The sequence below is a fragment of the Croceicoccus sp. BE223 genome (assembly GCF_031457155.1).
GTDB lineage: Bacteria > Pseudomonadota > Alphaproteobacteria > Sphingomonadales > Sphingomonadaceae > Croceicoccus.
Genome location: NZ_JAVDWB010000010.1, coordinates 28,499 through 55,244 on the forward strand (window position 1 = coordinate 28,499; position 26,746 = coordinate 55,244).

General features: G+C 64.4%; 26 protein-coding genes and 2 riboswitches. Of the genes, 13 read left to right on the forward strand and 13 right to left on the reverse strand.

The features are described 5' to 3' along the window. Positions 1-15: 15 nt before the first annotated feature. A riboswitch (glycine riboswitch) is annotated at positions 16-123 on the forward strand. Next, a riboswitch (glycine riboswitch) is annotated at positions 124-233 on the forward strand. Positions 234-291: 58 nt separating this feature from the next. From gcvT to J2X37_RS15995, 8 genes are all read left to right on the forward strand, one after another. Beyond that, entirely contained in the window at positions 292-1,473 is a 1,182-nt protein-coding gene (gcvT, locus tag J2X37_RS15960) for a glycine cleavage system aminomethyltransferase GcvT (protein ID WP_310023194.1), read from the forward strand. A 6-nt stretch (positions 1,474-1,479) separates the two neighbouring features. Then, on the forward strand, positions 1,480-1,851 hold the full coding sequence (gene gcvH / locus J2X37_RS15965; RefSeq protein ID WP_310023196.1) for a glycine cleavage system protein GcvH: 372 nt from the start codon (positions 1,480-1,482) through the stop codon (positions 1,849-1,851). Then, positions 1,851-2,612 carry a class I SAM-dependent methyltransferase gene (locus J2X37_RS15970; protein ID WP_310023198.1) on the forward strand — a complete coding sequence of 254 codons (762 nt, stop codon included), beginning with the start codon at positions 1,851-1,853 and terminating at the stop codon, positions 2,610-2,612. The genes gcvH and J2X37_RS15970 overlap by 1 nt, the downstream gene beginning before the upstream one ends. Before the next feature lie 11 nt (positions 2,613-2,623). Continuing rightward, positions 2,624-3,982, forward strand: coding sequence for an aminomethyl-transferring glycine dehydrogenase subunit GcvPA (gcvPA, locus tag J2X37_RS15975; RefSeq protein WP_310023200.1), 1,359 nt, complete (start codon positions 2,624-2,626; stop codon positions 3,980-3,982). Continuing rightward, positions 3,979-5,589, forward strand: a complete 1,611-nt coding sequence (gcvPB, locus tag J2X37_RS15980) for an aminomethyl-transferring glycine dehydrogenase subunit GcvPB (protein ID WP_310023202.1) — start codon at positions 3,979-3,981, stop codon at positions 5,587-5,589. Before gcvPA ends, gcvPB begins: the two co-directional genes overlap by 4 nt. A 76-nt stretch (positions 5,590-5,665) precedes the next feature. Continuing rightward, positions 5,666-6,691 (forward strand): bile acid:sodium symporter family protein, encoded by a 1,026-nt coding sequence (locus tag J2X37_RS15985; RefSeq protein WP_310023205.1) that lies wholly within the window; start codon positions 5,666-5,668, stop codon positions 6,689-6,691. A 1-nt stretch (position 6,692) separates the two neighbouring features. After that, positions 6,693-7,166, forward strand: a complete 474-nt coding sequence (locus J2X37_RS15990) for an isoprenylcysteine carboxylmethyltransferase family protein (RefSeq protein WP_310023207.1) — start codon at positions 6,693-6,695, stop codon at positions 7,164-7,166. Continuing rightward, positions 7,147-7,851: a DUF938 domain-containing protein gene (locus J2X37_RS15995; RefSeq protein ID WP_310023209.1), complete on the forward strand. Its 705-nt coding sequence runs from the start codon at positions 7,147-7,149 to the stop codon at positions 7,849-7,851. The genes J2X37_RS15990 and J2X37_RS15995 overlap by 20 nt, the downstream gene beginning before the upstream one ends. On the opposite strand, the gene J2X37_RS16000 is transcribed toward J2X37_RS15995, so the two are convergent. Further along, on the reverse strand, positions 7,844-7,975 hold the full coding sequence (locus J2X37_RS16000) for an entericidin A/B family lipoprotein (protein WP_310023211.1): 132 nt from the start codon (positions 7,973-7,975) through the stop codon (positions 7,844-7,846). The two genes, J2X37_RS15995 and J2X37_RS16000, sit on opposite strands and share 8 nt — an antisense overlap. Before the next feature lie 60 nt (positions 7,976-8,035). Continuing rightward, positions 8,036-8,950 (reverse strand): DMT family transporter, encoded by a 915-nt coding sequence (locus tag J2X37_RS16005; RefSeq protein WP_310023213.1) that lies wholly within the window; start codon positions 8,948-8,950, stop codon positions 8,036-8,038. A 90-nt stretch (positions 8,951-9,040) separates the two neighbouring features. On the opposite strand from J2X37_RS16005, the gene J2X37_RS16010 reads away from it, so the two are divergent. Beyond that, a complete protein-coding gene (locus J2X37_RS16010; RefSeq protein WP_310023215.1) occupies positions 9,041-9,259 on the forward strand; it encodes a hypothetical protein in 219 nt (72 codons plus the stop codon). A 37-nt stretch (positions 9,260-9,296) separates the two neighbouring features. Here the strand turns inward: J2X37_RS16010 and J2X37_RS16015 are convergent, their stop codons facing one another. Then, a complete protein-coding gene (locus J2X37_RS16015; RefSeq protein WP_310023217.1) occupies positions 9,297-10,799 on the reverse strand; it encodes a CpaF family protein in 1,503 nt (500 codons plus the stop codon). A 209-nt stretch (positions 10,800-11,008) separates the two neighbouring features. Here J2X37_RS16015 and J2X37_RS16020 point away from each other — a divergent pair, with 209 nt between their 5' ends. Further along, positions 11,009-12,163: a glycosyltransferase family 4 protein gene (locus J2X37_RS16020; RefSeq protein ID WP_310023219.1), complete on the forward strand. Its 1,155-nt coding sequence runs from the start codon at positions 11,009-11,011 to the stop codon at positions 12,161-12,163. On the opposite strand, the gene J2X37_RS16025 is transcribed toward J2X37_RS16020, so the two are convergent. Then, positions 12,160-12,921, reverse strand: a complete 762-nt coding sequence (locus J2X37_RS16025) for a Stf0 family sulfotransferase (RefSeq protein WP_310023221.1) — start codon at positions 12,919-12,921, stop codon at positions 12,160-12,162. The genes J2X37_RS16020 and J2X37_RS16025 overlap by 4 nt on opposite strands. A 286-nt stretch (positions 12,922-13,207) precedes the next feature. On the opposite strand from J2X37_RS16025, the gene J2X37_RS16030 reads away from it, so the two are divergent. After that, on the forward strand, positions 13,208-14,611 hold the full coding sequence (locus tag J2X37_RS16030) for an oligosaccharide flippase family protein (protein ID WP_310023223.1): 1,404 nt from the start codon (positions 13,208-13,210) through the stop codon (positions 14,609-14,611). A 24-nt stretch (positions 14,612-14,635) separates the two neighbouring features. Here the strand turns inward: J2X37_RS16030 and J2X37_RS16035 are convergent, their stop codons facing one another. From J2X37_RS16035 to J2X37_RS16055, 5 genes are read right to left on the reverse strand one after another with little or no spacing between them, the layout of a single operon-like run. Then, positions 14,636-15,697, reverse strand: a complete 1,062-nt coding sequence (locus J2X37_RS16035) for a glycosyltransferase family 4 protein (protein ID WP_310023225.1) — start codon at positions 15,695-15,697, stop codon at positions 14,636-14,638. Beyond that, positions 15,642-16,736, reverse strand: coding sequence for a glycosyltransferase family 4 protein (locus tag J2X37_RS16040; protein WP_310023227.1), 1,095 nt, complete (start codon positions 16,734-16,736; stop codon positions 15,642-15,644). Before J2X37_RS16040 ends, J2X37_RS16035 begins: the two co-directional genes overlap by 56 nt. 4 nt (positions 16,737-16,740) lie before the next feature. Beyond that, positions 16,741-18,396, reverse strand: a complete 1,656-nt coding sequence (locus J2X37_RS16045; RefSeq protein WP_310023229.1) for a hypothetical protein — start codon at positions 18,394-18,396, stop codon at positions 16,741-16,743. Beyond that, positions 18,396-20,072, reverse strand: coding sequence for a hypothetical protein (locus tag J2X37_RS16050; RefSeq protein ID WP_310023231.1), 1,677 nt, complete (start codon positions 20,070-20,072; stop codon positions 18,396-18,398). The genes J2X37_RS16045 and J2X37_RS16050 overlap by 1 nt, the downstream gene beginning before the upstream one ends. Beyond that, a complete protein-coding gene (locus J2X37_RS16055; RefSeq protein ID WP_310023233.1) occupies positions 20,069-21,085 on the reverse strand; it encodes a glycosyltransferase family 2 protein in 1,017 nt (338 codons plus the stop codon). The genes J2X37_RS16050 and J2X37_RS16055 overlap by 4 nt, the downstream gene beginning before the upstream one ends. Before the next feature lie 171 nt (positions 21,086-21,256). Here J2X37_RS16055 and J2X37_RS16060 point away from each other — a divergent pair, with 171 nt between their 5' ends. Together J2X37_RS16060 and J2X37_RS16065 are read left to right on the forward strand one after the other, a co-directional pair. Further along, complete coding sequence (locus J2X37_RS16060) at positions 21,257-22,159, forward strand: DMT family transporter (RefSeq protein ID WP_310023235.1); 903 nt, start codon at positions 21,257-21,259, stop codon at positions 22,157-22,159. Next, positions 22,156-22,428, forward strand: a complete 273-nt coding sequence (locus tag J2X37_RS16065; protein WP_310023237.1) for an HNH endonuclease — start codon at positions 22,156-22,158, stop codon at positions 22,426-22,428. Before J2X37_RS16060 ends, J2X37_RS16065 begins: the two co-directional genes overlap by 4 nt. Positions 22,429-22,515: 87 nt before the next feature. Here J2X37_RS16065 and J2X37_RS16070 read toward each other — a convergent pair whose 3' ends face one another. The 4 genes from J2X37_RS16070 to atpA are packed head-to-tail and all read right to left on the reverse strand — an operon-like array spanning position 22,516 to position 26,731. Further along, the gene (locus J2X37_RS16070) at positions 22,516-22,773 is read right to left on the reverse strand and encodes an ATP synthase F1 subunit epsilon (protein ID WP_310023239.1); all 258 of its coding nucleotides are present in this window, start codon (positions 22,771-22,773) and stop codon (positions 22,516-22,518) included. A 20-nt stretch (positions 22,774-22,793) separates the two neighbouring features. After that, positions 22,794-24,266, reverse strand: coding sequence for a F0F1 ATP synthase subunit beta (gene atpD / locus J2X37_RS16075; RefSeq protein WP_310023241.1), 1,473 nt, complete (start codon positions 24,264-24,266; stop codon positions 22,794-22,796). A 21-nt stretch (positions 24,267-24,287) separates the two neighbouring features. Continuing rightward, a complete protein-coding gene (locus J2X37_RS16080) occupies positions 24,288-25,160 on the reverse strand; it encodes a F0F1 ATP synthase subunit gamma (protein ID WP_310023243.1) in 873 nt (290 codons plus the stop codon). Between the two features lie 41 nt (positions 25,161-25,201). Continuing rightward, positions 25,202-26,731, reverse strand: coding sequence for a F0F1 ATP synthase subunit alpha (atpA, locus tag J2X37_RS16085; RefSeq protein ID WP_310023245.1), 1,530 nt, complete (start codon positions 26,729-26,731; stop codon positions 25,202-25,204). Between the last annotated feature and the right edge of the window lie 15 nt (positions 26,732-26,746).

Sequence of the window (26,746 nt, forward strand, 5' to 3'; positions counted from 1 at the left end):
GGGTTTTCGCATATCGCTGACCGCGCGGGAGAGCGCCGGTGATTCGCCCCTTGGGCGGGTCGTGGGCCGCCGAAGGAGCAACCGCCCCGGAATCTCTCAGGCACAAGGGACCGTGCCGGTCGATAGCGATACTCTGGAAAGCGCTTCCCTCGCGGAAGCCACCGAAGGGGTAACCTTGCGCATCGAACGGGCGCGGGGGAAAGCTCTCAGGTTTCCGTGACAGAGGGGGCCGGCGACGGTGCGCAATTCCTGCGCCGTCGCATGGCCGAATCTTTTGAACGGAGCTGTGCGTTGAGCGATACCGACCATCCTGAATTCGAGGACGATGCACCGGCCAGGCTGCCGCTCGATGCCTGGCATCGCGCGCGCGGTGCCCGCATGGTGCCCTTCGCCGGATACGACATGCCGATCCAGTATCCCGGTCAGCTTGGAGGCATCATCGCCGAGCACACCTGGACGCGCGAGAACGCCGGACTGTTCGACGTTTCGCACATGGGCCAGCTGCTGGTGTCGGGCGAGGGCGCGGCAGAGGCGCTGGAGGCGCTGATGCCCGGCGATTTCTCGGCGCTGAAGCCGGGCCGGATCCGGTATTCGCTCTTGCTCGACGAACATGGCGGCATTCTCGACGACCTGATGGTCACCAACGTCACGCCCCCCGGGGCGGCGGAAGCGACGTTCTACCTCGTCGTCAACGGCGCGACCAAGTGGGACGACATCGGCCACCTGCGTGAATTCCTGCCTGACGAGATCACGCTCACCCATCTCGACGATCAGGCCCTCCTCGCGCTGCAAGGGCCGAAAGCGGCCGAGGCGCTGGATCGCGTCGTGCCCGGCGCGGCGGCGGATCTGGTCTTCATGCAGGCGACCAGCCGCGAATGGCAGGGCGTGACGCTGGGTATCGCCCGCTCCGGCTACACCGGCGAAGACGGGTTCGAACTGTCGGTTCCCATGGACAATGCGGCGGCCCTCGCCGATGCGCTCTGCGCGCTCGACATCGTCAGACCCATCGGGCTCGGCGCGCGCGATTCGCTGCGGCTGGAAGCGGGTCTGCCGCTTTACGGGCACGACATCACCACCGACACCGATCCGGTCAGCGCCGACCTCGGCTTCGCGATCAGCAAGCGGCGGCGGGAAGAAGGCGGATTCCCGGGTGCGGAAGCCATCCTTTCGCGCCTCGCCGGCGGCGCGGCGACGAAGCGCATCGGCCTTGCCATCGAAGGGCGCATGGCCGCGCGCGAGGGCGCCGCGATCTTTGCCGGCGACGAGCAGGTCGGCGCGGTCACCAGCGGCGGCTTTGTCCCCACCGTCGGCGCGCCAATCGCGATGGGTTATGTCGAGATCGAACATGCCGCGCCCGGCACCAGGCTAACCATCGAGGTGCGCGGCAGGATGCTCGACGCGACCGTCGCGCCGATGCCCTTCGTGGCCCACCGTTATCATCGCCAAACTCCCGCCAAGCAGCAGAAGGTCTGAACCCAGATGACGACTTATTTCACCAAGGACCACGAATGGATCGCCGTCGATGGCCCGATCGGCACCGTCGGCATCACCAACTACGCGCAGGAACAGCTCGGCGACATCACCTTCGTCGAACTGCCGGGTGAAGGCACTTCGGTCGGCAAGGGGGATTCGGTCTCTGTCGTCGATTCGGTGAAGGCCGCATCGGATGTTTACACCCCCGTGTCCGGCGAAGTGCGCGAAGTGAACAGCGCGCTGACCGACGAGCCGGAACTGGTCAACACCAGGCCCGAAAGCGACGGCTGGCTGTTCAAGGTGCTGCTGTCGGACGCCTCCGAACTCGACGGCCTGATGGACGAGGCCGGCTACAAGGCCTACGTCGACAGCCTCTGATGATCGCTGCGGGCACCCCTCAGGCTTGGGATGCCAGGGCGTACGGGACGACGGGTGCGTTCGTCCCGGCCCTGGGGCAGGCCGTGCTCGACCTGCTCGCCCCGCAGGCGGGGGAGCGCGTGCTCGACCTCGGCTGCGGCGACGGGGTGCTGACGCGCCGCATCGCCGATGCGGGTGCCGACGTGCTGGGCTACGACGCCGATGCCGGCCTGCTCGACCGCGCTCGCGAACGCGGGCTCGAAGTTCGGCAGGGCGACGGACAGGCGCTGGACTACGACGGCGAATTCGATGCCGTCTTTTCCAACGCGGCGCTGCACTGGATGCCCGACCATCCCGCTGTCTACGCCGGGGTCCATCGCGCGCTGAAGCCGGGTGGGCGCTTCGCCTGTGAATGCGGCGGGATGGGCAACATTGCCGCGATCCGCACGGCGATCCGCGCGGTTGCCGAACGGCGCGGGCTGGATCCCGTCGACCGGCAGAACTATCCCGGCGTCGCGCAAGCCACGCGCGAGCTGGAGGCGGCGGGCCTGCGCGTCGCGAGCATCGCCCTGATTCCGCGCCCCACGCCGCTGGCGGCCAATGACGGGAAGGACGGCATGGCGGATTGGCTCCATACCTTCCGCCACGGCTTCTTCGCCGGAGAGGACGCGGCGGCGATGATCGCCGAGACCACGCATCTCCTCGCCCCGCAGCTTCGGGACAGCGACGGCCAATGGACCGCCGACTATGTCCGCCTCCGTTTTCTCGCCTTCAAGGACTGAGTATTCCCACGATGCGCTACCTTCCGCTGGCCCCTAACGACCGCGCCGACATGCTGGCCCAGATCGGTGCCGCCGGCATCGACGACCTGTTCCGCGACGTGCCGGCGGACGCGCTCAACGCCCGCATCGAGGGCCTGCCGAACCATGCCAGCGAAATGGCCGTTTCGCGCCACATGAAGGCGCTGGCGGCAAAGAACCTGTCGGCGGCGGATGCGCCGTTCTTCCTGGGCGCGGGGGCCTATCGCCACCATATTCCGGCCAGCGTCGACCACCTGATCCAGCGCGGCGAATTCCTGACCGCCTACACGCCGTATCAGCCGGAAATCGCCCAAGGCACGCTGCAGGTCCTGTTCGAGTTCCAGACGCAGGTCGCCCGCCTGTTCGGCACCGACATCGCCAATGCCTCGATGTACGACGGGTCGACCGCGTGCTGGGAGGCGATCGCCATGGCGGGGCGGATCACCCGGCGCGACGGCGTGATTATCGGCCCGATCCACCCGCACTACCTGTCCACCGCGCAGACGATGGCAAAGTTCACGAAGGACGTGATCCGCGTCCTGTCGCCCGCGCTCGTCGCCGATGCGGGCGACGATGCGCTGATCGGGATGATCGACGATGCGACCTCGTGCGTCGTGGTCCAGTATCCCGACATTCTCGGCCGCATTCCCGATCTGGCGAGGATCGCCGATGCCGCCCACGCCAAGGGCGCGTTGCTGGTGGCGCTGGTGACCGAGCCGGTGGCGCTGGGTCTCCTCGAAAGCCCCGGCGCGCTGGGCGCCGACATCGTGGTCGGCGAAGGGCAGTCGCTGGGCGTCGGGCTCAACTTCGGCGGCCCTTATCTCGGCCTGTTCGGCGCGCGCGAGAAGTATGTGCGCCAGATGCCGGGCCGCCTTTGCGGCGAGACCGTCGACGCCGATGGCAAGCGCGGTTTCGTGCTGACCTTGTCCACCCGCGAACAGCACATCCGCCGCGAAAAGGCGACGAGCAACATCTGCACCAACTCGGGTCTTTGCGCGCTCGCGTTCTCAATCCACATGACGCTGCTGGGGGGCGAGGGGCTGGACCGGCTGGCGCGGATCAACCATTCGCGCGCGGTCTTCGCGGCGGAAAAGCTCGCCGCGATCCCCGGCGTCGAACTGGTCAACACCGAGGGCTTCTTCAACGAGTTCACGCTCCGCCTCGTCGGTCATGACGCGCGCGAGGTCGCGCACCGGCTGGCACGGCGCGGCATCCTTTCGGGCGTGGCGTTGGGGCGGCTCTATCCCGATGCGCTCGATCTGGGCGAAGGATTGGTGGTCTGCGTGACCGAGACTTGCACCGACAGGGGGATCGACGCCCTCGTCACCGCACTGGCGGAGGAACTGAAATGAACGCCCCGAACAAGAGCGGCTGGAAGCCCGAGATGAATCCGATCGGCGGGGAGGGGGCCTCCGCACGTCCGCAGACCCGCAGCGGCGACGCGGGCCTTGCCCTGGAAGAACCGCTGATCTTCGAGCTTGGCGGAGCGGGCAAGTGCGGCGTCGACTTCGACGACGAGCCGGGCGACATCGCGCCCGCGCTGGCAAGGTTTGCAAGGAAGGCGCCGGTCGACCTTCCCGGCCTGACCGAACCGGAGGCGGTGCGCCACTACACCCGTCTGTCGCGGCAGAACTACGCCATCGACCTCGGCCCGTTTCCGCTGGGTTCGTGCACGATGAAGCACAACCCGCGCCTGAACGAGGCGATGGCCCGGCTGCCCGGCTTTGCCGACATTCACCCGCTCCAGCCGATGGACACGGTGCAGGGCGCGTTCGAGGTGATCGAGCAGCTGGCCGAATGGCTGTGCCGCCTGACCGGCATGGAGGCCGTGGCGATGAGCCCCAAGGCCGGAGCGCACGGCGAACTTTGCGGCATCCTCGCGATCCGCGCCGCGCTCGAGGCGCGTGGCGACGCGCGCGAGGTTATCCTCGTGCCCGAATCCGCGCACGGCACCAACCCGGCGACGGCCGCCTTTGCCGGCTACCGGGTCGAAAACATCCCGGCCACCGCCGAGGGCCGCGTCGACCTTGCGGCGCTGACCGCGCGGCTGGGGCCGGACGTGGCGGGCGTGATGATCACCAATCCCAACACCTGCGGCCTGTTCGAGCGCGAGATGAAGGCCATTTCCGACGCGGTCCACGCCGCGGGCGGCCTCGTTTATTGCGACGGCGCGAACTTCAACGCCATCGTCGGCAAGGTCCGCCCCGGCGATCTGGGCGTCGATGCGATGCACATCAACCTGCACAAGACGTTCTCCACCCCGCACGGCGGCGGCGGTCCGGGGTCGGGGCCGGTGGTGCTTTCCGCCGCGCTCGCGCCCTTCGCGCCGATCCCCTTCGTCCGCCGCGACGAAAAGGGCCGGCTGCGGCTGATCGAGGAACGCGGCGCGCGCGATCTCGCGCCGCAGTCGTTCGGCCGGATGACCGCGTTCCACGGCCAGATGGGCATGTTCACCCGCGCGCTCACCTACATCCTCAGCCACGGTGTCGACGGGCTGCGCCAGGTGGCGGAGGACGCCGTGCTCAACGCGAACTATGTCCTGCGCAAGCTCGACGACGTGCTCGACGCGCCGTTCGGCCGGACCGGGCCTTGCATGCACGAGGCGCTGTTCAGCGACGACAATCTGCACGAAGGGTTCTCCACGCTCGACATCGCCAAGGGCCTGATCGACGAGGGGTTCCACCCGATGACGGTCTATTTCCCGCTCGTCGTCCATGGCGCGATGCTGGTCGAGCCGACCGAGACCGAGAGCAGGCAGGGTCTGGATCGCCTGATCGCCTCGCTGCGCAGCCTTGCCGAAAGGGCGCAGGCCGCGGACGAAAGCCTCAAGAGCGCGCCGCACTTCGCCCCGCGTCGCCGCCTCGACGAAACCCGCGCGGCGAGAAAGCCGGTGCTCGTCTACCAGGGCGAAGGCGTACCGCCCGGCACGCCGAGCCTCAGCGAGATCGGCGGTAGCTGACGCCTTCGATTTTCGCCCTATCGCATTGTCCGGGCTCCGGCACGGTGGCATAAGCCGCGCCGGGCAGGGGACTTGCATGATCGGGCGCATCACCAATCTATTCGCGGTCTGGACCGTTCTGGGCGTCGCCTGGGCGTGGTTCGCGCCCGCTCGCTTCGCCTGGGTCACCGACGGCAGCATCGCGCCGCTGGGGCAATCGCTGGTCTCGGTCATGCTGGGCGTGATCATGCTCGGCATGGGCCTGACCCTGACGGTCGAGGACTTTCGCCGGGTCGCCCGGATGCCCCGCGCCATCCTGGCCGGCGTGGCATTACAGTTCCTGGTCATGCCCCTTGCCGGCGCCGGTTCCGCGGCCCTCTTCGCGCTGCCAGCCGGGCTTGCGGTCGGGCTGATCCTCGTCGGCTGCTGTCCGGGCGGGACGGCGAGCAACGTCATCACCTACATCGCGCGGGCCAATGTCGCGCTGTCGGTGACGATGACGATGGTCTCGACGATCGCCGCGATCGTGCTGACCCCGCTGCTCACCGGCTGGCTCGCGGGCGTCTATATCCAGATCGACCGCTGGGCGCTGTTCACCGGGATGCTGTCGGTCGTGCTGGTGCCGGTGGTGCTGGGCGTGGGGCTGACGCATTACCTGCCGCGGCTGACCCGCTTCATCGTCCCGGTCGCACCGATCGTTTCGATCCTTTTCGTCGTCGTCATCGTCGCCGGTATCGTCGCCCGGTCGAAGCCGATGATCGAGGCGCACGCCGGCATCCTGCTGGCGGCGGTGCTGCTGCTTCACGCCAGCGGCTTTGCGCTGGGCTGGGGCATCAGCCGGCTGCTCGGCTTCGGGCGCAACGCGGCGCGCACCATTTCGATCGAGGTGGGGATGCAGAATTCCGGCCTTGGCGCCAGTCTCGCCTCGGCACCTTCGTTTGCGGCGCAGTTCGCCAGCCCGATGCAGGCGGCGCTCGCCCCCGTTCCGGCGGCGATCTCGGCGGTCTATCACGTCGTGATCGGCTCGGTTCTCGCAGCGATCTGGCAGCACAGTCCGGAGCGCGAGGCGGCAGAACCGGCATCGGCGGAACCGGCGGCGGCGCCCGGCGCGGCGGCGGCCTGACATGGCGGGCCGCGAAACCGACAGCGCGAATGTCCGCTTCCCGCCGCCGCTGGTCTATGCGGGGTTCCTGCTCGTCGGCCTTGTGCTCGACCGTGCGTTCGGCCTCTACGCGGCGATACCGGTGACGGTGCGCTGGGGACTGGGCGGCGTGGCGGTGTTCGCCGGACTGTCGCTGGTTGGTGCGGCGCTCGTCCGCTTTCGCAAGGCCGGCAACAAGCCCGAGCCGTGGCAGCCCGACACCACGCTGGTCGGTGGCGGGATCTATCGCTTCACCCGCAACCCGATGTATCTCGGCATGGCGATCGGCACGTTCGGCATCGCGATCATGGCCGATTCGATGGGCGCGCTGCTGACCCTGCCGCTTTCCCTGCTGGCGATCCGCACGCAGGTCATCGCCAGGGAAGAAGCCTATCTCGCCGCGCGTTTTGGCAAACCCTATCGCGAATACTGCCGCCATGTCCGACGCTGGATCTGATCCCGTTCCCTTCGAATTGGGGGCAGGGGAGGGCCGGCAGCATGCGCCGGCCACCTTGCGCAACCGCGATGCCATTGCGGCCGTTCTGAGCGGGGTGCTGCCCGGCAGCGGCACGGTGCTCGAAATCGCCAGCGGGACGGGTGAGCACGCGGTCCATTTCGCGCGGCTTTTTCCCCACTTGTCCTGGCAGCCGAGCGATCACGACGCGGCAGCCATCACGTCCATCGCGGCATGGAGGGCCGAAGCGGGCAGCGAAAACCTGCTCCCGCCGCTCCGTATCGACCTGCTGAAAGAGGGCTGGCCCATCGCCACCGCCGATGCCGTGTTCTGCGCCAACATGACCCATATCGCGCCGTGGCCGGCGACGCTGGGCCTCTTCGGCGGGGCCGACCGCGTGTTGCCGCCGGGCGCGCCGCTGATCGTCTATGGCCCGTTTCTGGAAGCGGACATGCCGACCGCGCCGTCCAATCTTGCCTTCGATGCGAGCCTGAGATCGCGCAATCCCGAATGGGGTCTGCGCAGCCTGAGCTTGCTCGACGATGCCGCGCGGACGAGCGGCCTTGTCCGCACGGAGCGTCACGTCATGCCCGCCAACAACCTTTCGCTGGTATTTCGCAAGGCACGAAAAAGGCCCGCCGGATCGCTCCGGCAGGCCCGTTTTCCTATCGAGCGTTCGCTCAGTTGATGGCCTCTTCGCCGGCCTGTCCGACCGACTGGACGTCCTGTCCGAGCCCCTTGACCGTGTTGCAGGCCGAAGCGGTGAGCGTGACGCCGACGAGCGCGGTGGCGAGGAGAATGCGACGGATCATGACAGGGTCCTTTCGAACGAAATTTTTGAAACGAACGTGCGGGGAATGCCGTAGTTCCCCTCACACGACAACTGTCGATGGCTTCTCGCGCGATCGGATCCTCTCTCTCCAGACGATCACCGTTCCTGCCAGGATGATCAGCGGCGCCCCAAGCCACAGCGAACGCGGCGGCCAGGCGTCGAACACGAACCAGCCGTAAAGCGTGGCCCAGAGCAGAGTCGAATAGTCCATGATGATCACGCTGACGACGCTGCCCAGCCGCAGCGATGTGGTGAGCAGGATCTGCGCCGCGATGCCAAACCCCGCGATGCCCAGCATCACCAGCCAGTCGACAGGATCGGCGCTCCACGACGTGAAGATCGTGGCGATCAGCAGGAAAGGGCTGGAGAAGATCGCGAACCACGTGACGATCGCCAGCGAATTCTCTGTCCGGGTCAGGTCGCGAATCTGCAGCGAGATCATCGCGACCATGAAGGCCGCGCCGATTCCCACCATCACGCCGAGCAGCGGAACGCTCGACTGGAAGGGATCCGTGACGACGACGATTCCCGCAAAGCCGAGCAGCGTCGCGCCCCAGCGCCATTTGCCGATATCCTCGCGCAGGAACAGGAACGACAGCACCACGGCAAAGATCGGCGCGGTAAAGCTCAGCGTGGTCGCCACGGCCAGCGGCAGCAGGATCGGAGAGGCGAAGTTGAGCACCATGCCGATGCTGCCGGTCATCGCCCGCCCGGCGTGGCTGCCCAGCCTGTCGCTGCGCATGATCGACAACTGGCCGCGGATGGCCAGCCAGCCCAGCAGCACCGGGATCGTCGCGAACTGGCGCACGAAGATCATCTGCGGCAGGGCGATGCCGCGCTGCGAACCCAGCTTGATCAGCACGAACATCGTCGCCAGGCACAGGCCCGCGGCGAGACGCACCAGCAGGGCGAGCAGCGGACGATGCCCGACAGGCCGGGCGGAGGGATTTGCCATGCTCGTCACAGCGCGCCTATGGGGTGCGCGGCACGTCCGGATCAAGCGAAGATCGCTTGTCGGCGGGCTTGGTTTCGGATTGGTCGCAAGATGATCTTTTTCAGCAGCAATGCCGGCATGTGGGGCACCGTCGCGCTCGGTGCGCTGGCGCTGGCGCTGGTGGCCACGATCGGCGACCGCCGCCGACGCCGCCGGTCGGTGCCCGACCGGGTCGGCTGCATGCCCTGGGCCTCGGTCTTCCTCGCCGCGCTGTTCGTGGCGGTGATTGCCGCGCTGTTCGCGCTGAAGGCGTGGCTTTCGCCGGTCTGATGCAGGCAGCGGCGCCGGGAACCGCCGCGACCGCCGTTCAGAGGCAGGCCTGCAGGTAGGCCTTGTCGAAGCCGAACTGGCGCGCCTTTTCCAGCGTGTAGGGGCGCAGGCCCGACGGGCGATGCTCGCCGATGATCTTGCCGTCCTCGCCTTCGTCCAGGTATTCGTAAGTGAACAGTTCCTGGGTGACGATCACGTCGCCTTCCATGCCGATCACCTCGGTGATGTTGGTGGTGCGGCGCGAACCGTCGCGCAGGCGCTTCACCTGGACGATCATGTCGACCGAATCGGCGATCTGCTTCGAGATGGCCTCCTTCGGGATCTTGATGTCCCCCATCAGGATCATGTTCTCCATACGGCCAAGGCATTCGCGCGGGCTGTTGGCGTGAAGCGTACACATCGAGCCGTCGTGACCGGTATTCATCGCGGCGAGCAGGTCGAAACACTCCGCGCCGCGAATTTCGCCCAGGATGATGCGGTCGGGACGCATGCGCAGCGCGTTCTTGACGAGATCGCCGATAGTGATCGCACCTTGCCCTTCGAGGTTCGGCGGGCGCGTTTCCAGCGGCAGCCAGTGCGGCTGCTGCAGGCGGAGTTCGGCCGCATCTTCGATGGTGAGCACACGCTCGCCCGGGTCGATCATCTTCGACAGGGCGTTGAGCATCGTCGTCTTGCCCGAACCGGTACCGCCCGAAATGACGATGTTCATCCGGCTCGCGCCCGCGATCTTCAGCACGGTCGCCATCTTGTCGCTCATCGAACCGAAGTCGCGGAGCATGTCGACGGTGATCGGCTTTTCGGAAAACTTGCGGATCGAGATCGCGGTGCCGCGCAGGCTGAGCGGGGGCACGATGACGTTGACGCGGCTGCCGTCCTTGAGGCGGGCGTCGGCCAGCGGCGTGGTCTGGTCGACGCGGCGGCCGACCTGGTTCACGATGCGCTGCGCGATCTGGAACAGGTGGCTTTCGTCGCGGAACTTGATCTTGGCCAGTTCCAGCTTGCCCTTGCGCTCGACATAGGTCTGGTTCGGGCCGTTGACCATGATGTCCGAGATGTCGGGATCGTTGAGCAGCTCCTCGAGCGGGCCGAAGCCGAGCAGTTCGTCGACGAGCACCTTTTCGAGCGCGAACTGTTCGCGCCGGTTGAGCGTGATCTTGAGCTCGGCCAGCACCTCGAGGATGATCGGCCGGAATTCCTCGGACAGCTCGTCCTTGGTCAGCGTCGCCGCCGCTTCGGGATCGACCCGTTCGAGCAGGCGCGGCAGAACCTGTTCCTTGATGCGGTGGACGCTCGCCTCGAATCCCTCGACGACGGATTCGCCGCTATGGTTGGCCGCGGCACGCTCGGCGAGCTTGGCCAGCGCCTCGTCCTCCGGGCTGCTGGCGTTGATGATGGGCGCGGGGATGTCGTCTTCCATCGAGGGCGGCATGGGCGGCTGCGTGCGCAGCATCTCGCCCCCCTTCATCGGCCGCGCGACCCCGAAAGCAGGTCGAGGCCCGCCCGATCCACTCATCCCATTGCGACGACCAAAAGCGTTCATTCCCAACTCCGAGCAGACGAGAAGCGCCAGCGAGGCGCCGATTTCCCTGCAAGGGTTCTGGCCGAATTTGGTGAATTAACCGTAAAGGGTAGGGGGGGAGACATCGCGCCTCGCTTGCTACCCCAGAAGTTCAAAGCTAATCCGGCGTAATGGGGACTTTTCGAGACGCTGAGGTCGATCGCCGACGATTATTAACAATATCACCGTTCGTGTCGCGCCTGCCCATTACGGGTGGCATGCGACGGGTCCACTATCTCAATCGCGGTCTGGCGAGCGCAGGATGGGAGGTGCACCAATTCTCGCACACGTCGATACGTCGAAACGACGCACCGATCGGAAAGACGTTCGAGATCCAGTCGAACTACACAGAGACAACATTCTTCAATCCGTTCATCGCATTCTCGAACCGATTTCTGCGGCAGCTGGGTGCCCCACAGATATCGGCGACCTTGTTGCCCAGAATGGCGCTTCAACGCCGATGGCTGAAAGACGCCTTCTTTGCGCATCAAGTCGTGATGATCGAGCATCCATTTCTGTTCGATATGATCGATCCGTATCTGGGGCCCCATCATTTCCTGGTGTTGGACGCTCATAACGTGGAAAGCGACTTATATCCGTTCGAACCGCAGTTGAGCGTTTTGAACAACCATGTTCGCCGTGCCTTGTTTGACTTGGAGCGAAGAGCGGTGCGCAGGGCAGATCTGATCTTGAGCTGCAGCCGCGAGGACAAAGAAGTTCTTGCCGCACGGTTCGACGTTGAGGCCGATCGGATTCATGTCGCTCCTAACGGAACAGATCTGGCTTCGGCACGATCGTTTTCAGCAGGCGAGCGTCTCGAAGCGAAGCGAAAACTGAACATCGAGGGTATCGCAGCAATCTTTGTCGGGTCGCGCTGGCCACCGAACATGGAGGCTGCCGCCGAGATCGTAAGGATAGCACCAAGCCGGCCCGAGATAACCTACATCATCGCAGGCGCGGCCGGCTCCCATATCGAAGGTCAGGTTCCGCCGAACGTACGCATAACCGGATTCGTGAAAGAATTGGAACCGTATCTGGCCGCCTCGGACGTGGCGCTTAATCCGATGCTTTCGGGTGGGGGCAGCAACATCAAGCTGTTCGACTATCTCGCCTCCGGCCTGCCGGTCATCACTACGGCCTTTGGGGCCCGAGGGGTCGAAGACCCTTCAGGCATGGCGATTGTTGCCGCGCCAGTCGATTTTATGCCTGACATGATCATTCAAACAGTTTCGGCGACAAATCACGAGATTCGATGCCTATCCGCACGGAAGCTCGCAGAGAGTCATTACGGATGGAACGGGATAGCGGAAGCGGCATCGAACAAGATAAGAGCGAATTTAATTTAGCGATAATCTCTTTTAATGTATGATTGAGTGATAGATTCTTTCAAATAAGACTTAGAGAATATTTCTCGATATTGACTTTGTTTCTGCTGTCTTATCATGGATGATCGATATTTCGATAGTCTTTCTTCAAAATCGTCGAGGCCGGTGACAGTTCTGATTGCCGATATTGGATCAGATATAATATTTTCGAATGTTATCACATCGACATTTAAATTATTTGCGTTAATAAAGGCAGAAACTCGTGCACTTTGTCTTTGTAAATAATGCAGTGCATTCAAAGTCGAATCAAAAGAATAATAGTAATCGCCATTTTTTGGATATAAGGATGACCATTGTCCGGTTTGAATTGCTCTGTCATAGGACAGAGCTTGCCCTATAATATCATTGCGTACTACGTGGATGTAGCGAACCGGAAGGTCCGTGAAGTCGACCTGCTGAAACCAATCAAGCTGGTACCCATGCACATTAATTCCGAGTACTCCATTCGGTGCCGTGCGATGAGTGCGAAGAGCTTGGCCAAATCGCTTCCAATTAATACGTTCGCCGTCCATGAAATCCCAGCGACGAGCCAGTATTTGTAGATATTGATAGTGCTGGAAGTATTCGTGCGCATAGCAATAATCAATCGCCGCTAATTGCTCACACAGAAACGTGCTACCACTTCGTTCAGTTGACAGGATGACGAGCACTTCGGTTGTATCGACTGATTGAACGTCATACTCAGCATTTATCAAATCACCATCGGCAATTTCATTCATAATTTTTGGGAGAGTATCAAATTTCGCTCGACTGACCATGACCGCAACTTCGATGATGTAGGGCGCTTGCCAACGCTCGGTGCGGCTAACGCCAGGTCACTAGGTCGGCCTCGACAAGTCGCCTGTCATTGATTGGCAATGATTTGGTCAATAGTATGTTTCGATAAAATGTGCAATTCCACTGGAATACTTTAGGGTTCGAATTTTGCTTGGCTGGGGCCGGGGGCAGCCGAGATCAAAATGGCTTCAGGATCGTACCGTTGACATGAGTCTTGCCCGAAAGGTGATGATTGGGTCTGCCTGGGGTGTCGGGGGGACTGTCCTTACCCAGATCATAGCATTTTTGGTCCTGGCCATTCTGGCTCGCCATCTGGACGCTCGTGATTTCGGCGTCGTAGCCTTGGTGATCGTGAGCATCGAATTGACGCGCGACCTCATGCTTGCGGGATTGCCGGATTACCTGGTCCGGGAGCGGGATTGGAACGAGAGGATCGCAGCGAGCGGCTTCTACTTTCAGATCGGGGCTTCACTGGTCCTCGCGCTTCTCGCAGGCGTTGGCGGAATGGCACTGGCTGCGGTCGGTAGAGAGACCGTTGGCAACGTCATGCTCGTTCTGGCGGTCTGCTATCCCATAGATGCCATTGCTGCGATACCCTTGGCCCGGCTTCGCCACGGCATCCGATACCAGGCGATCTCTGCCGCGATGGTGACCGGAGGCTTGGCATCTGCGGCGGTCTCGATTTTCGTCGTGCTGAACGATGGCGGCCTCTGGGCGCTGGTTTACGGACGAATCGCCGGGGCGGTCGTCAATGCCGCCGCTGTCCTCTTGCTGGCGCGCTGGACGCCTTCGTCCGGGCCCTCTTTCCACGCCCTTAGGCCCGTTTGGCGCATTTCGCTCAGTCTTGCGGGCTCTCGTCTTCTCAATATCCTCAATCTCCGTGTCACCGACCTGATTGTTGGGGCTGTTGGCGGGACCACGGTTCTGGGGCTTTATCAACTTGCCACCAGGGGTGTGACCTTCCTGCTTCAAGCGATACTCGCTCCGATCCAGTCAGTTGCACTTTCCGCCTTCTCATCAGCGAGCGGCCGCGATGAGGTCGTGAACGCCGCTCATCGGATGTTTGGCGCTACAGCGATCTTGGTCTTTCCGGCCGCTGCCGGTTTATCGGCGATCTCGCCCGAATTTGTTGAAATCGCATTTGGCGACCGCTGGGCCGATCTCGCGCTTCCCGCAGGCATCGTCGCACTGACCGCCATTCCGGCAGTCGTCAATTATCTCCTTACGCCTATCTTGATCAAACTTGATCGATCAGCCGAGATCATGCGCTTCAGCCTCATCCTCACGGGAACGAGTGCTGCTATCGCTGCAGGTACCGCGCCTTTCGGTATAACAATCGTGGCAATCGGATTTGTGAGTCGATCGGTTGTCGGCTGTTTTGTGTCGCTTTCAATTCTCAAGAGAGACCTTGGCGTCTCGGTCGTCCAGTTTCTGAAGCCACTCGCAGTCCCGTTTTTGGGAGCGCTTTTGGTTTTTGCTGTCGTGTTCGTTTGCCGTGTATATTTAAGCAACTATGCGGCCGCAGTTCGAGGTTTTTTTTTGGTAATTGCGGGGATAATGGCCTACGTACCGTTCTTCTTCTTCTACCTTACTCGCAGGGAAAATTCGAGGCTCGTGGATTGGCGTACTTAGTTGAGACTGGATTTTGCGACTTAGTTACCGTTTGTTGATCAGGCCAAAGAGTGCGCTCTCGAAGGAGCCAATCCACTGCTCAAAGGAAAATTGACACGCACGATTGCGCGCGCCTTGTCTCAGTTTCTCCAAGCTTTTACCGTCGGTTACGAAGCAGAGTATAGCTTCTTTCGCTGTGCAGATATTCGACGGGTCCAAGATTATCCCACCTTCCGGCGGCCTCACCACTTCCTCGACTGCCCCTCCGGCCAAACAGATCACCGGGGTGCCGCAAGCCATGGCTTCTGCGGCCACATAGCCAAACCCCTCCAACCGAGACGGAAAGATAAGAAAGTCGGCATTGCGATAAAGTTCGCGCAGCCTCTCGTCCGAGACGCGACCTTGCCAATCGGCCTCGACATCGGGCAGTCCGCGCTCTGGGCGCGGCCCTGCGATTGTAAGGGTCGCCTTGCTACCCAATAGGCTCATCAGTTCTGCTACCAGATGAAACCCTTTACGTCGGGACGGTTTCCCGACGAACAGCAGGCGTACGGGGCCGCTGCTCTTGGCTCGGTGATTTTCGTCCGGACAGAAGAACTCGGTATCGATCCCATTCAATATGGTGCGAACGGGCGCTGGTCCGAAAACCTTTTCTACATCTCGCGCCGTCGACGCGCTCGGTGTTACTACGAGTCCCGACTTGGCGATGGCTCGCCGTTCGAGCGGCTTGATAAATAGTGAATGAAAGACGCGCTGAGCGCGAGTCTTGTAAGGGGATAATTCGCTTAGGTGTACGACATGATGCGAGATAGTGACCAGAGGAACGTCACCAGTCCGCAGAGCACCTGCGTTCCAACTGTTCGCTATCACCACATCGCATGTTGGTGGAACCTCAGAAGGAATGAGCCAAGGGCAAAACTGATAAGCGAAGGGCAGCATCTCCAGATTGACAATGTGGCCCTTCCGCCGGAGCCCATCCGCCAGCCTCTTTGACCACACCTCGGCCCCTGTGCCAGTCGCAATCGTTGGCATCCAAATGTGCAAGCGCATCTCACCTATCTCGGTCGGACAATGTGGAATGAGAGGTCTCAAAACCATAAGCGGCATGAGTATTGTGCGCCACGGTCGACCAATTAAATGATGTCCGCGCGGTTGCCTGCGACTGAGCTAACCTGGCGGCTCGGATGGCAATGGGGGTTTGGATTATCGAGAGGATCTTCTCCGACCAAGCCCCAGAATTCGCCGCACAAATCAAAACGCCCGTCTCGCCATGCACCACCGCATCCCGCAACCCGTCGAGGTCGGCGGCGAGCACCATTCCACCGCAGGCGGCTGCTTCCGGAGCGACCAGTCCGAACCCCTCGTATTCGCCGTTCGCAATGGGAATGTTGGGCACGATGACGCACAGCGCCTCGGCATAGGCGCGGGCGAGCGCTTCGCCCTCCAGCGCGCCGAGCCAGTTGACGCGCGGATGGCGCAGGACTTCGCTTTCCGCTTCGTCCCACCCGGTTCCGGCAACGTCGAGTTCCATCGCCTCGGGCAGGAGAGGCAGAACTTCGCGCACGAACCAGCCGCAACCTTTCCGCGCCACGAGCCGACCGACAAACAGGATGCGCCCATTGTGCCTGCCGTCGGTGGCCGGGCCGCTGAGGTCGGTGGCGAGTGGGACGACAGCGCAGGCGGTCCAGCCCGTTTCACCCAGAACGTCGCGCGTCGCCCGCGAATTGGCGATGACCCTTGCCCCGCGCAACAGCCGCGCGCCCAGACGCAGGTAGGCGCCGTAGGCCCGGCCCTTGACGCCGCCGCGGCGGTGGTAGGCGACGTCAGTGCCGTGGGCGGAAAGGGCGATGCGGGTATCGGCGAAAAAGAGCCGCGGTAGCAGCGCCAGCGGCCAGATCGCCATGTCGCCGAGGTGCAGGACCTCTGGCATCCGCCTCCGCCGCAGGAGCGCAGCAATGACGCGGAAAGGAAAGGCCAGCAGCGCCAGCGCACCGGGCGGCATGCCATGGGGCTTTCCGGGAAGGGCGACGACCTCGACCGGCTCGATCGCCTGCATCGCCTCTGCAAGGCGCATCGAATAGGTTTCCATGCCGCCGACGGCCGGGGCCCACTTGCGGGTGACGAACAGGATGCGCGCTTCGTCCATCGGCTCAGAACCCGATCCAGATGCGCCCTTCGGGCACCGGGCGGCGGGGCATGCGATCAACATCGGCCCAGACGAGCCGCGCGGTGTTTGTCCCGGGGTTGGCCAGCTCGATGTCTCCGCGCGAGAGCGTTACGACCGTTCCGGGCGACCGGGTGGTGCCGTCGATGGTGACGGCGCCGCCTTCGACACGGTAATGGCCGGGGACGAGCACTTCGCTGCGCCCCCGCGAGCCGGGCGCAACCGTCTTGCCCGCGAGCCAAACCGGACCCCAGACGCGAACGTAGTTGTCCCTCAGTACCCGGGCGTCCTCGGGGAAAAGCTGGTCCGAGCCTTGCTCGTCCGTAAGCAAGGCAGCCAGCAGCAGATCGTTCTCGAACAGCAGCGGCACGGTCTGGCGCTCCATCAGCGTGCGGAACAGCGAGCGGCCGTGGGCGCGGTAACCTTCGAGGCCCCACGGGGTCATGAAGCCGTTGGCCTTCACATGGCTCGCCAGCGCGCCGTTGTGATCGAAATAGGCGGTCGGTGCAGTGAACATCGCTGACGCCTCTTCGACCACGAGGCGCTGGTTGGCGATGGTCATGCGATCTTCGGAAACGATCACGGGGATGGTCAGCAGCACCAGCACCAGCGACACCAGAACAGGCGAGAACCGCTTCAGCGCCAGCTCGATGGCCGGGACACAGCCGGCGGCCACAGGGGCAAGCATGAAGGCGTAGTAGTAAGGCGCGGTGTTGCGATAGAAGAACAGCGTCAGGATCGGCAGCCACAGGCCAGCCAGCGCGACCCTTGCCGTCATGGGCAAACGCGCTCGCCAGATCGCGAAGGGGGCCAGCAGGATCAGTGCGGTCATCGGCAGGCTGATCGAGATCGCCTTCCACATCATCTGGACGTAGGGCGGAATGCCGAGGAAGAAGACCGCCTCGCCCGCCCCCGTGACGACGCCCGCGCCCCTTTGCGACACCACGTCCGCCGGCGCATTGGCGGCGATGGCAGCGGAATGGGCGGCATAGAGCGCGGCAAAGGCAAGCAGGGTGATCGCTCCCGCCGCGACCAGCCGCAGCGCCATCGCTCCCGACCGCCCGGACTCGCTCCAGCGCATCCAGGCAAGACCGAGAAAGGCCGGTGCGAACAAGACGATCTTGATCGTGAACATGCCTGCCATAGCAACGGCACTCGCGAACAGCGCGATGCGCACGGTATCGAGGCGGCAGTGGGCGAGGATGGTGAGCGCCCCCATCAGCAGTGCCGTCGTCGGCGGATCGACCCGAAACGAGAAGCCGTGCTGGAGCACGAAGCCTGCCGACAGGTAGGCGAGCGCCGCCAATGCCCCAGCCGTCCGGTCGGCGAAGCGTTCGGCCAGCAGCACGATGCAACCGACGGTGACAATTTCGCAGGCCAGCATGAAGAGGCGGGCCAGCACGATGGCGTCGACCGGGTTGCCGCGAACTGAAGGGAGCCATCGAAAGAGGTGGACGTGCACGGTCTGGAGCGGCGCGATCGCCTCGCCGCGCAAGTACTGGTGGACCTGCGAGTAGTAGAAGAATTCGTCCCAGTTGATCGCGCGGGTGAAGACCATCGTCGCCTGCACGACGAGCAGGAGTGCGATGGCGACGAGGGGCCAGAGCGGCGAGCACGCGTCGGGGATGCGGTCGGCTGCCATCAGAACGGCACCCAGGTCGCGGTGAAGTCGAGCCGGTCGCGCGGCGCGAGATGGCGGCCCCACAAGAGGCGCGCCGGGCGTAACGGGTCATCGCTGGCAAAGCGGTGGAAACCGCGTTCGAGCATAACTACGGCACCGACCGGATGGTGCGTGCCATCGATCAATACCGGTGCTTCGTGGACGGTGTAGGGGCCGGGGACCAGGATTTCGAAGTCCGCATCGGATCCGGCGGGAACAAGCTTGCCGGCAAGACGGATCGGCCCGTTGAAGGGCAGATACGTTTCCGTGAGTGCCATGGCGTCGGCGGGCAGGAACAGTTCGTCGTTGCCGGCGAAAAGATCGCGGAAAGTGAACCAGTTCGCCACCATTACCGGCACGACCTCGCGCTCTATCGCCTTGCGGTAGATGGGCACCCCTGCGGCCAGATAGCCGCGATAGCCCCAAGGGCTCTGGAACGGATTGCGTTTCAGCAAGTGGGGCGCGACATCGGCGTGATCGAAATAGGCGACCGGCTTGGGAAACATCGCCTCCAGTTCGGCGGCGAGGCGGCGCTGGTTCGCAATGACCTCTCGGTTGTCGAGGGCGATGACCGGGACGGCAAAGGCGACGAGAACGGCGCTCAGCACCACGGCGGGGACGCGGGCTTCGATCCGCTGCACCCCGATGGCGCAGGCCGCGGCGACCGGGGCGAGCATGAAGACGTAGAAATAGGCGGCGGTATTCTCGTAGCAGAAGGGCAGGAGAAACAGCACGAGCAAGCCAGCCAGAGCCAGTCGCTCCGCCGCAGGTCTGGATTCGCGAAACAGCGATATCGCGCTGATGCCGAACAGGACGAGGAAGGCGAGCCCGGTGAAGGCGAACTGGATCCAGGTGCCGAGATTGTTGGGCCGGCCAATGAAGAACATGCGCCGCGCCGCCGAATCGGCCAGTGCGACCGATCCGCCGACGGCGCTATCCGCGCTGGCGAGGATCGACGAGTGCCATGCAAAGATCGCGGCGGCGGTCAATGCGGTGATGGCGCCCGCCGCGACAAGCCTGATCGCCGCAGCGCGGCTGCGCTCCTGGTCGCTCCAGCACAGCCACGCCATGCCGGCCAGCGCCGGGGCGTAGAGCACCGCCTTGATCGACAGCATCGGCGCGAGGCCGCCGAGCAGCCCGAGAGCCAAGGCCGAGCGCCAGCCGAAAGTGGGGCGTGAGAGGACGACGAGGATCGCCATCAGCACCGCGGTCACGACCGGATCGGCGCGTAGCGCAAAGCCGTTCTGCAGGACGTATCCGGTCGACAGGTACAGGAGCACCGCCATCGCCGCTTGGCGCGTTTCGGCAAAGCGCCGCGCCAGCATGAAGATCAGCGCCAAGATCGCGATCTCGCACAGGAACTGGCCGACCCTCGTGATCACGACGTGATCGATGGCCGTGCCCGGCAGTGCCGCGACCCACAGGTAGAGGCGCAGGTAAAGCGTCTGGAGCGCGTTGACCGGCTGGCCCGCCGCCATGTCGTAAAGCTGTCCGTAATGCAGCGATTCGTCCCAGTTGACCGCGCGGGTGAAGATCATGCTCGCCTGCGCCACCAGCAATATCGCGATGGCGGCCAGCGGCCATGCCGGGCCGCCAGGGTCGCGAAAATCCGGGATCTTCTCGCGAGCCCCCCGAGGGGCCGCAGGCGGGTCGATCATTCAACCACCCGGATGGGCAGCACCTCTGCCGTCGCGCTTTCATCGTCCTCGGCATGGCCGGACCGGTCACGTTCGATCTGCTCTTCCAGCTTGCGCAGCTTGAAGAGGGTCGTTTCCAGCAGTTTGCGGTTGGTGGCGATCAGGTCGGCGAGAATGCCCATCACCGCGACGAGCGTACCCATCATCAGCAACGCGCCGCCGAGGATCAAGGACTGGATATGCCCTTCACCATCACCCAGGACATAGAACCAGAGGAACCGGGCGATCGGCAGCGCGCCGACCACCGTCAGCAGAACGCCAATGCCGACGAACACGCGCAGCGCGTTGTTGGTGGTATAGGCGCGGGTGATCGTGACGCCCGTCTGCACGATGAAACGCGGGATGGACTTGAAAAGGCGTGAGGGCCGGTCGGTGCGGTGGGTGCGGATCGGCACGCTGACCACCGACAGCCGCTTGCGCCCGGCCTGGATCAGCATGTCGGTCGTGTAGCTGAATTCGGTGGTGATCGTGATCCGCTGCGCCGCTTCCCGGCTCATCGCGCGAAAGCCGCTGACCGCGTCGGTGATCGTGGTGCCCGACGCGCGCCGCACGACGCCGCTGCCGACCCGCTGCAGGAGCCGTTTGAACGGGCCGAAGTGAATGTTTTCGGCCACGCCCCGGTCGCCGATGACGATGTCCGCCTCGCCGCGCACGACGGGCTGGACGAGGTCGATGATGTCGCCGCCTTCGTACTGCCCGTCGGCGTCGGTGTTGACGATGATGTCGGCACCGGCGGCAAGGGCGCGGTCGATTCCGCTCTGGAAGGCGGCGGCAAGCCCGCGATTGCGGCGATGGCGAACGATGTGCCGGACGCCCCACTGGCGGGCGATGTCCGACGTGTTGTCGTTGCTGCCATCGTCGATGATCAGCACTTCGATCGTGTCGATCCCGGGTATCTGGCGCGGCAGGGCGGCCAGTGTCGCCGGCAAGTGATCCGCTTCGTTCAGACACGGAATCTGGATGATCAACCGCACTGTGACACGCCCCCGTAAGTCGTTACCCGAATAGACTATCCTCCGCTCTTCGTCCAATTCGCTTAAGATAATGCTAACCACGATACGCAGTCGGTTTCTTCGACGGGGCAGTGGCGGCGATCCGGGCGCTGCTTTACGGCAGGTTCCAGTTCTGATCTCTGGGAGATTCGCGTGCAGCACGACGAGCGGGCCGGTGTGCTGGTGGCGACGGCCGGTTTCGTACTGTTGTCGGTGGGCGATGCCATCTGGAAATTCGGGGTCGAGGAATGGGCGCCCACCGCGATGGCGGCGACGCGCTACCTGCTGGGCGCACTGGGGCTCGCCGCGATCCTGGCGCTGCGCGAGGGACGGGCGGGCTTTCGCGTAGCCCGGCCGGGAGTGCTGCTCCTGCGCAGCGTCGGCGTGACGCTGGCGACCTCGTGCTTCGTCACGGCCTTGCGGTTCATTCCGCTGGTCGAAGTGACCGCGCTCGCCTTCGTCAGCCCGATCTTCACCGCCTTGCTGGCGGGAGCGTTCCTGCGCGAACCCATCGGCCGGACGACCTGGCTCGCAACGCTCGGCGGTTTCGCCGGCGTGCTTATCATCCTTCGTCCCAGCTTTTCGGACCTCGGGCCAGTGGCCTTCCTGCCCCTGGCAAGCGCGTTCGGGATGAGCATGCTGGTGATCGGCAACCGGCTTTCGGCACACAGCGGCAGTCCGCTGGCGATGCAGTTCCAGGTCGCGGCACCGGCGGCGCTGATGCTGTGGCTGGTGGCCATCGGCGGAGATGTGTCAGGCTTGCCGTTTCTGGCGATCGGGACGCCGGGCATACTGGTCCTCGCCATCTGCCTGATAATCGCTTGCATGGCGACGGTGGCGCATCTCCTGGTCTATCTCGGCACGGTCAGGGCGGGGGCGGCGAGCGTCGCGCCCATGACGTATGTGCAGATCATCGTCGCGGGTGTGCTCGGCTGGGCGGTGTTCGGATCGCGGCCCGACCTCGTTGCGCTCCTCGGCATCGCGGTCATCGTCGGGTCCGGCATGTTCCTGTGGCATTCGCGCGCGCCCGTTGCGCTCCAGGACGAGGCGGCGTGAGCGAGCCGTGCTGGCTGTGCGAGCGCCCGCTCGGCACGCGGATCGAATGGCACCACCCGGTCCCGAAGAGCAGGGGCGGGCGCGATACGGTGCCGCTGCATCCGATCTGCCACCGCACGCTTCACGCCCGGTTCGCCAATGCCGAACTGGCGCGGATCGGCCCCGATGTCGAAACCTTGCGCCGGGATGACGAAGTCGGGCGCTTCCTGCGCTGGATCGCCGCCAGGCCGCCCGACTTCCACGCGCCGACCCGCAAGCCCAAGGGGTGATTGCCGGCACCAGCCGGCGAGCAAGCCGCACAAACGAAAAGGGGCGACCGCTCGGACGCCCCTTTCGTGTTCGGTGGAACGGTCGGCTTACTCGCTGACGTGCTCGGCAAGGACCGTGAGGCCCGCATCGCCGACTTCGGCAAAGCCGCCCTGGACCATGATCGATTCCGGAGCCGAGCCAGCGGTCCGGTAGATCTGGACCGCGCCGTCGCGGATCGTCGACATGAAAGGCGCGTGGCCTTCCAGCACGCCGAACTCGCCTTCCGATCCGGGGACGACGACCATGTAGACGTCTTCGGAGCGGACCAGCTTGGCCGGGGTGACGAGTTCGAAGTGCAGCGCCATCGTCTGTTCCTATCCTGTCCTCAGGCGTCCTCGGCCATCTTCTTGGCCTTGGCGACCGCCTCGTCGATGCCGCCGACCATGTAGAAGGCCGATTCCGGCAGGTGGTCGTATTCGCCGTCGACGACCGCCTTGAACGACTTCACGGTGTCTTCCAGCTGGACGAACTTGCCAGGGATGCCGGTGAAGACTTCGGCGACGTGGAACGGCTGCGACAGGAAGCGCTGGATCTTGCGCGCGCGGGCGACGGTCAGCTTATCTTCTTCCGACAGTTCGTCCATGCCGAGAATGGCGATGATGTCCTGCAGCGACTTGTACTTCTGCAGGGTTTCCTGAACGCGGCGGGCGGTGTCGTAGTGCGCCTGGCCCACGACGCGCGGTTCGAGAACGCGCGAGGTCGAGTCGAGCGGGTCGACCGCCGGATAGATGCCCAGTTCCGAGATCGCTCGCGACAGCGTGGTAGTGGCGTCGAGATGGGCGAACGAAGTGGCGGGCGCCGGGTCGGTAAGGTCGTCCGCGGGAACGTAGATGGCCTGGACCGAGGTGATCGAACCCTTGGTGGTCGAGGTGATGCGTTCCTGCAGCGCGCCCATGTCGGTCGACAGGGTCGGCTGATAGCCCACTGCCGAAGGAATACGGCCGAGCAGCGCCGACACCTCTGCACCCGCCTGCGTGAAGCGGAAGATGTTGTCGACGAAGAACAGCACGTCCTGGCCTTCCTGGTCGCGGAAGTATTCGGCCATGGTCAGGCCCGACAGCGCGACGCGGGCACGGGCGCCCGGGGGCTCGTTCATCTGGCCGAACACGAGCGCGACCTTCGAACCTTCGGAGGTGGCGTTGCCGTCGGCGTCCTTGGCGATGACGCCGGCGTCGAGGAACTCGTGATAAAGGTCGTTGCCTTCACGGGTGCGTTCGCCGACGCCCGCGAAGACCGACACGCCGCCGTGGCCCTTGGCGATGTTGTTGATGAGCTCCTGGATCAGCACGGTCTTGCCGACGCCGGCGCCACCGAACAGGCCGATCTTGCCGCCCTTGGCGTAAGGGGCGAGCAGGTCGATGACCTTGATGCCGGTGACCAGAATGGCCGCTTCGGTCGACTGGTCCATGAACAGCGGGGCTTCGGCGTGGATCGGGGCGGTCATTTCCGCGCCGACCGGGCCCATTTCGTCGATCGGCGCGCCGATGACGTTCATGATGCGGCCCAGCGTCTTGGGGCCCACCGGGACCGAGATCTGCTTGCCCGTGTTGCGCACCGGCTGGCCGCGGGTCAGACCGTCGGTGCCGTCCATCGCGATGGTGCGGACGGTGTTTTCGCCGAGATGCTGCGCGACTTCGAGAACGAGCGTGGTGTCGCCGTTCTGAGTCTCGAGCGCGGTGAGGATTGCCGGCAGTTCGCCTTCGAAGGTCACGTCGACGACGGCGCCGATGACCTGGCTGATCTTGCCCTGAGCGGGAACGTTGCTGGTGCTGTCGAGCACGGGTGCTGCGGTGGCCATGGGTTCTTCCTTGCCTGTCTCTTAGAGCGCTTCAGCGCCTGCGATAATTTCGATGAGTTCGGTGGTGATCGCGGCCTGGCGGCTACGGTTGTACTGGATGGTCAGCTTCTGGATCAGTTCGCCCGCGTTGCGCGTCGCGTTGTCCATCGCGGTCATCGACGCGCCCTGTTCGGATGCGGCGATTTCCAGCAGCGCGCCGAAGATCTGCGTCTTGACGTAGCGGGGCAGAAGCTCCTCGAGGATCGCTTCCTCGTCGGGCTCGTATTCCACCACCGCGCCGGTGTCGGCGGGGGCGTCAGCGGGGGCCGGGACGGGGACGATCTGCTGGATCGTCGGATCCTGCGCCAGCGCCGACTTGAAGATCGGGTAGACGAGGTGGGCGACGTCGAACTTGCCGGCCTCGAACATGGCGATCACTTCGTCGGCGATGCGTTCGGCCTCTTCATAGCCCGGTTCGCGCACCTGGCTGGTGTCGAACTGGTTGCCGATCTCGTTCGGGAAGTTGCGGCGCAGCGGCGCGCGGCCCTTTCGGCCGACGAGGTAGAACTCGACGTCCTTGCCCGCGGTCTTCAGCTCGCGCGCCTTCGCCGTGGCGGCGCGCACGAGGTTGGAGTTCAGGCCGCCGCACAGGCCCTTGTCGGTGTTGACGACCACCAGCAAGTGGCGCTTGTCCGATCCGGTGCCGGCCAGCAGACGAGGGGCGTTGTCGCCGCTCACCTTGGTGGCGAGGCTGGCCATGACCGCGGCCAGCCGCTCGGCATAGGGGCGGGCGGCTTCGGCCCGCGCCTGTGCCTTGCGCAGCTTCGCTGCGGCGACCATCTGCTTGGCCTTCGTGATCTTCTGGGTCGACTTGACCGAGGTGATCCGACCCTTGAGTTCCTTCAAAGAGGCCATGACGGCTCCCTAGATACGTGTTGCTCGACGGCGCGGGCGGCTCAGGCGAACTGCTTGGCGAACTTGTCGAGCGCGGCGACGGTCTGCGCCTTCGCGTCGTCCTCGAACGCCTTGGTGTCGCGGATCAGCTTCAGCGTGTCGGCATGTTCCGAACGCATGTAGCTGAGCAGCTCGCTCTCGTAGCGGGTCACGGCGTCGACCGGGATCGCATCGAGGTAGCCGTTCGTGCCGGCGAAGATCGACACGGTCTGCTCCTCGAACGGCAGCGGCGAGAACTGCGGCTGCTTGAGCAGCTCGGTCAGGCGCGCGCCGCGGTTGAGCAGCTTCTGGGTCGAGGCGTCGAGGTCCGAACCGAACTGCGCGAAGGCCGCCATCTCGCGGTACTGCGCCAGCTCCAGCTTGATCGAGCCGGCGACCTTCTTCATCGCCTTCGTCTGCGCGGCACCGCCGACGCGGCTGACCGAGAGACCGACGTTGATGGCCGGACGGATGCCCTGGTAGAACAGGCCGGTCTCGAGGAAGATCTGGCCGTCGGTGATCGAGATCACGTTGGTCGGAATGTAGGCCGACACGTCGCCCGCCTGCGTTTCGATGATCGGCAGGGCGGTCAGCGAACCGGCGCCCATTTCGTCGTTCATCTTGGCAGCACGCTCGAGCAGGCGGCTGTGCAGGTAGAAGACGTCGCCCGGATAGGCTTCGCGGCCCGGCGGGCGGCGCAGCAGCAGCGACATCTGGCGGTAGGCGACGGCCTGCTTGGAAAGGTCGTCGTAGACGATGACGGCGTGCATGCCGTTGTCGCGGAAGAATTCGCCCATCGCGGCACCGGTGTAGGGCGCGAGGTACTGCAGCGGAGCGGGCTCCGACGCGGTCGCGGCGACGACGATAGTGTATTCCATCGCGCCGTTCTCTTCGAGCTGGCGGACGATCTGCGCTACGGTCGAGCGCTTCTGGCCGACGGCGACGTAGATGCAGTAGAGCTTCTTGCTCTCGTCGGTGCCCTGGTTGACTTCCTTCTGGTTGATGAAGGTGTCGATGGCGACGGCGGTCTTGCCGGTCTGGCGGTCGCCGATGATCAGTTCGCGCTGGCCGCGGCCGACGGGAACGAGCGCGTCGATCGCCTTCAGGCCGGTCTGGACCGGTTCGTGCACCGACTTGCGCGGGATGATGCCCGGAGCCTTGGCTTCGACGCGGGCGCGCTTGTCAGCGACGATCGGCCCCTTGCCGTCGATCGGGTTGCCGAGCGCGTCGACGACGCGGCCCAGCAGGCCCTTGCCGACGGGGACGTCGACGATGGTGCCGGTGCGCTTGACCTGGTCGCCTTCCTTGATGGTGGCGTCCGAACCGAAGATCACGGCGCCGACGTTGTCGGCTTCGAGGTTGAGGGCCATGCCCTGGATGCCGCCGGTGAATTCGACCATCTCGCCGGCCTGGACCTTGTCGAGACCGTGGATGCGGGCGATGCCGTCACCGACCGACAGCACGCTGCCGACTTCGCTGACCTGTGCCTCGGTGCCGAAATTGGCGATCTGGTCCTTGATGACCTTCGAGATTTCTGCGGCGCGGATATCCATCGTGTTCAGCCTTTT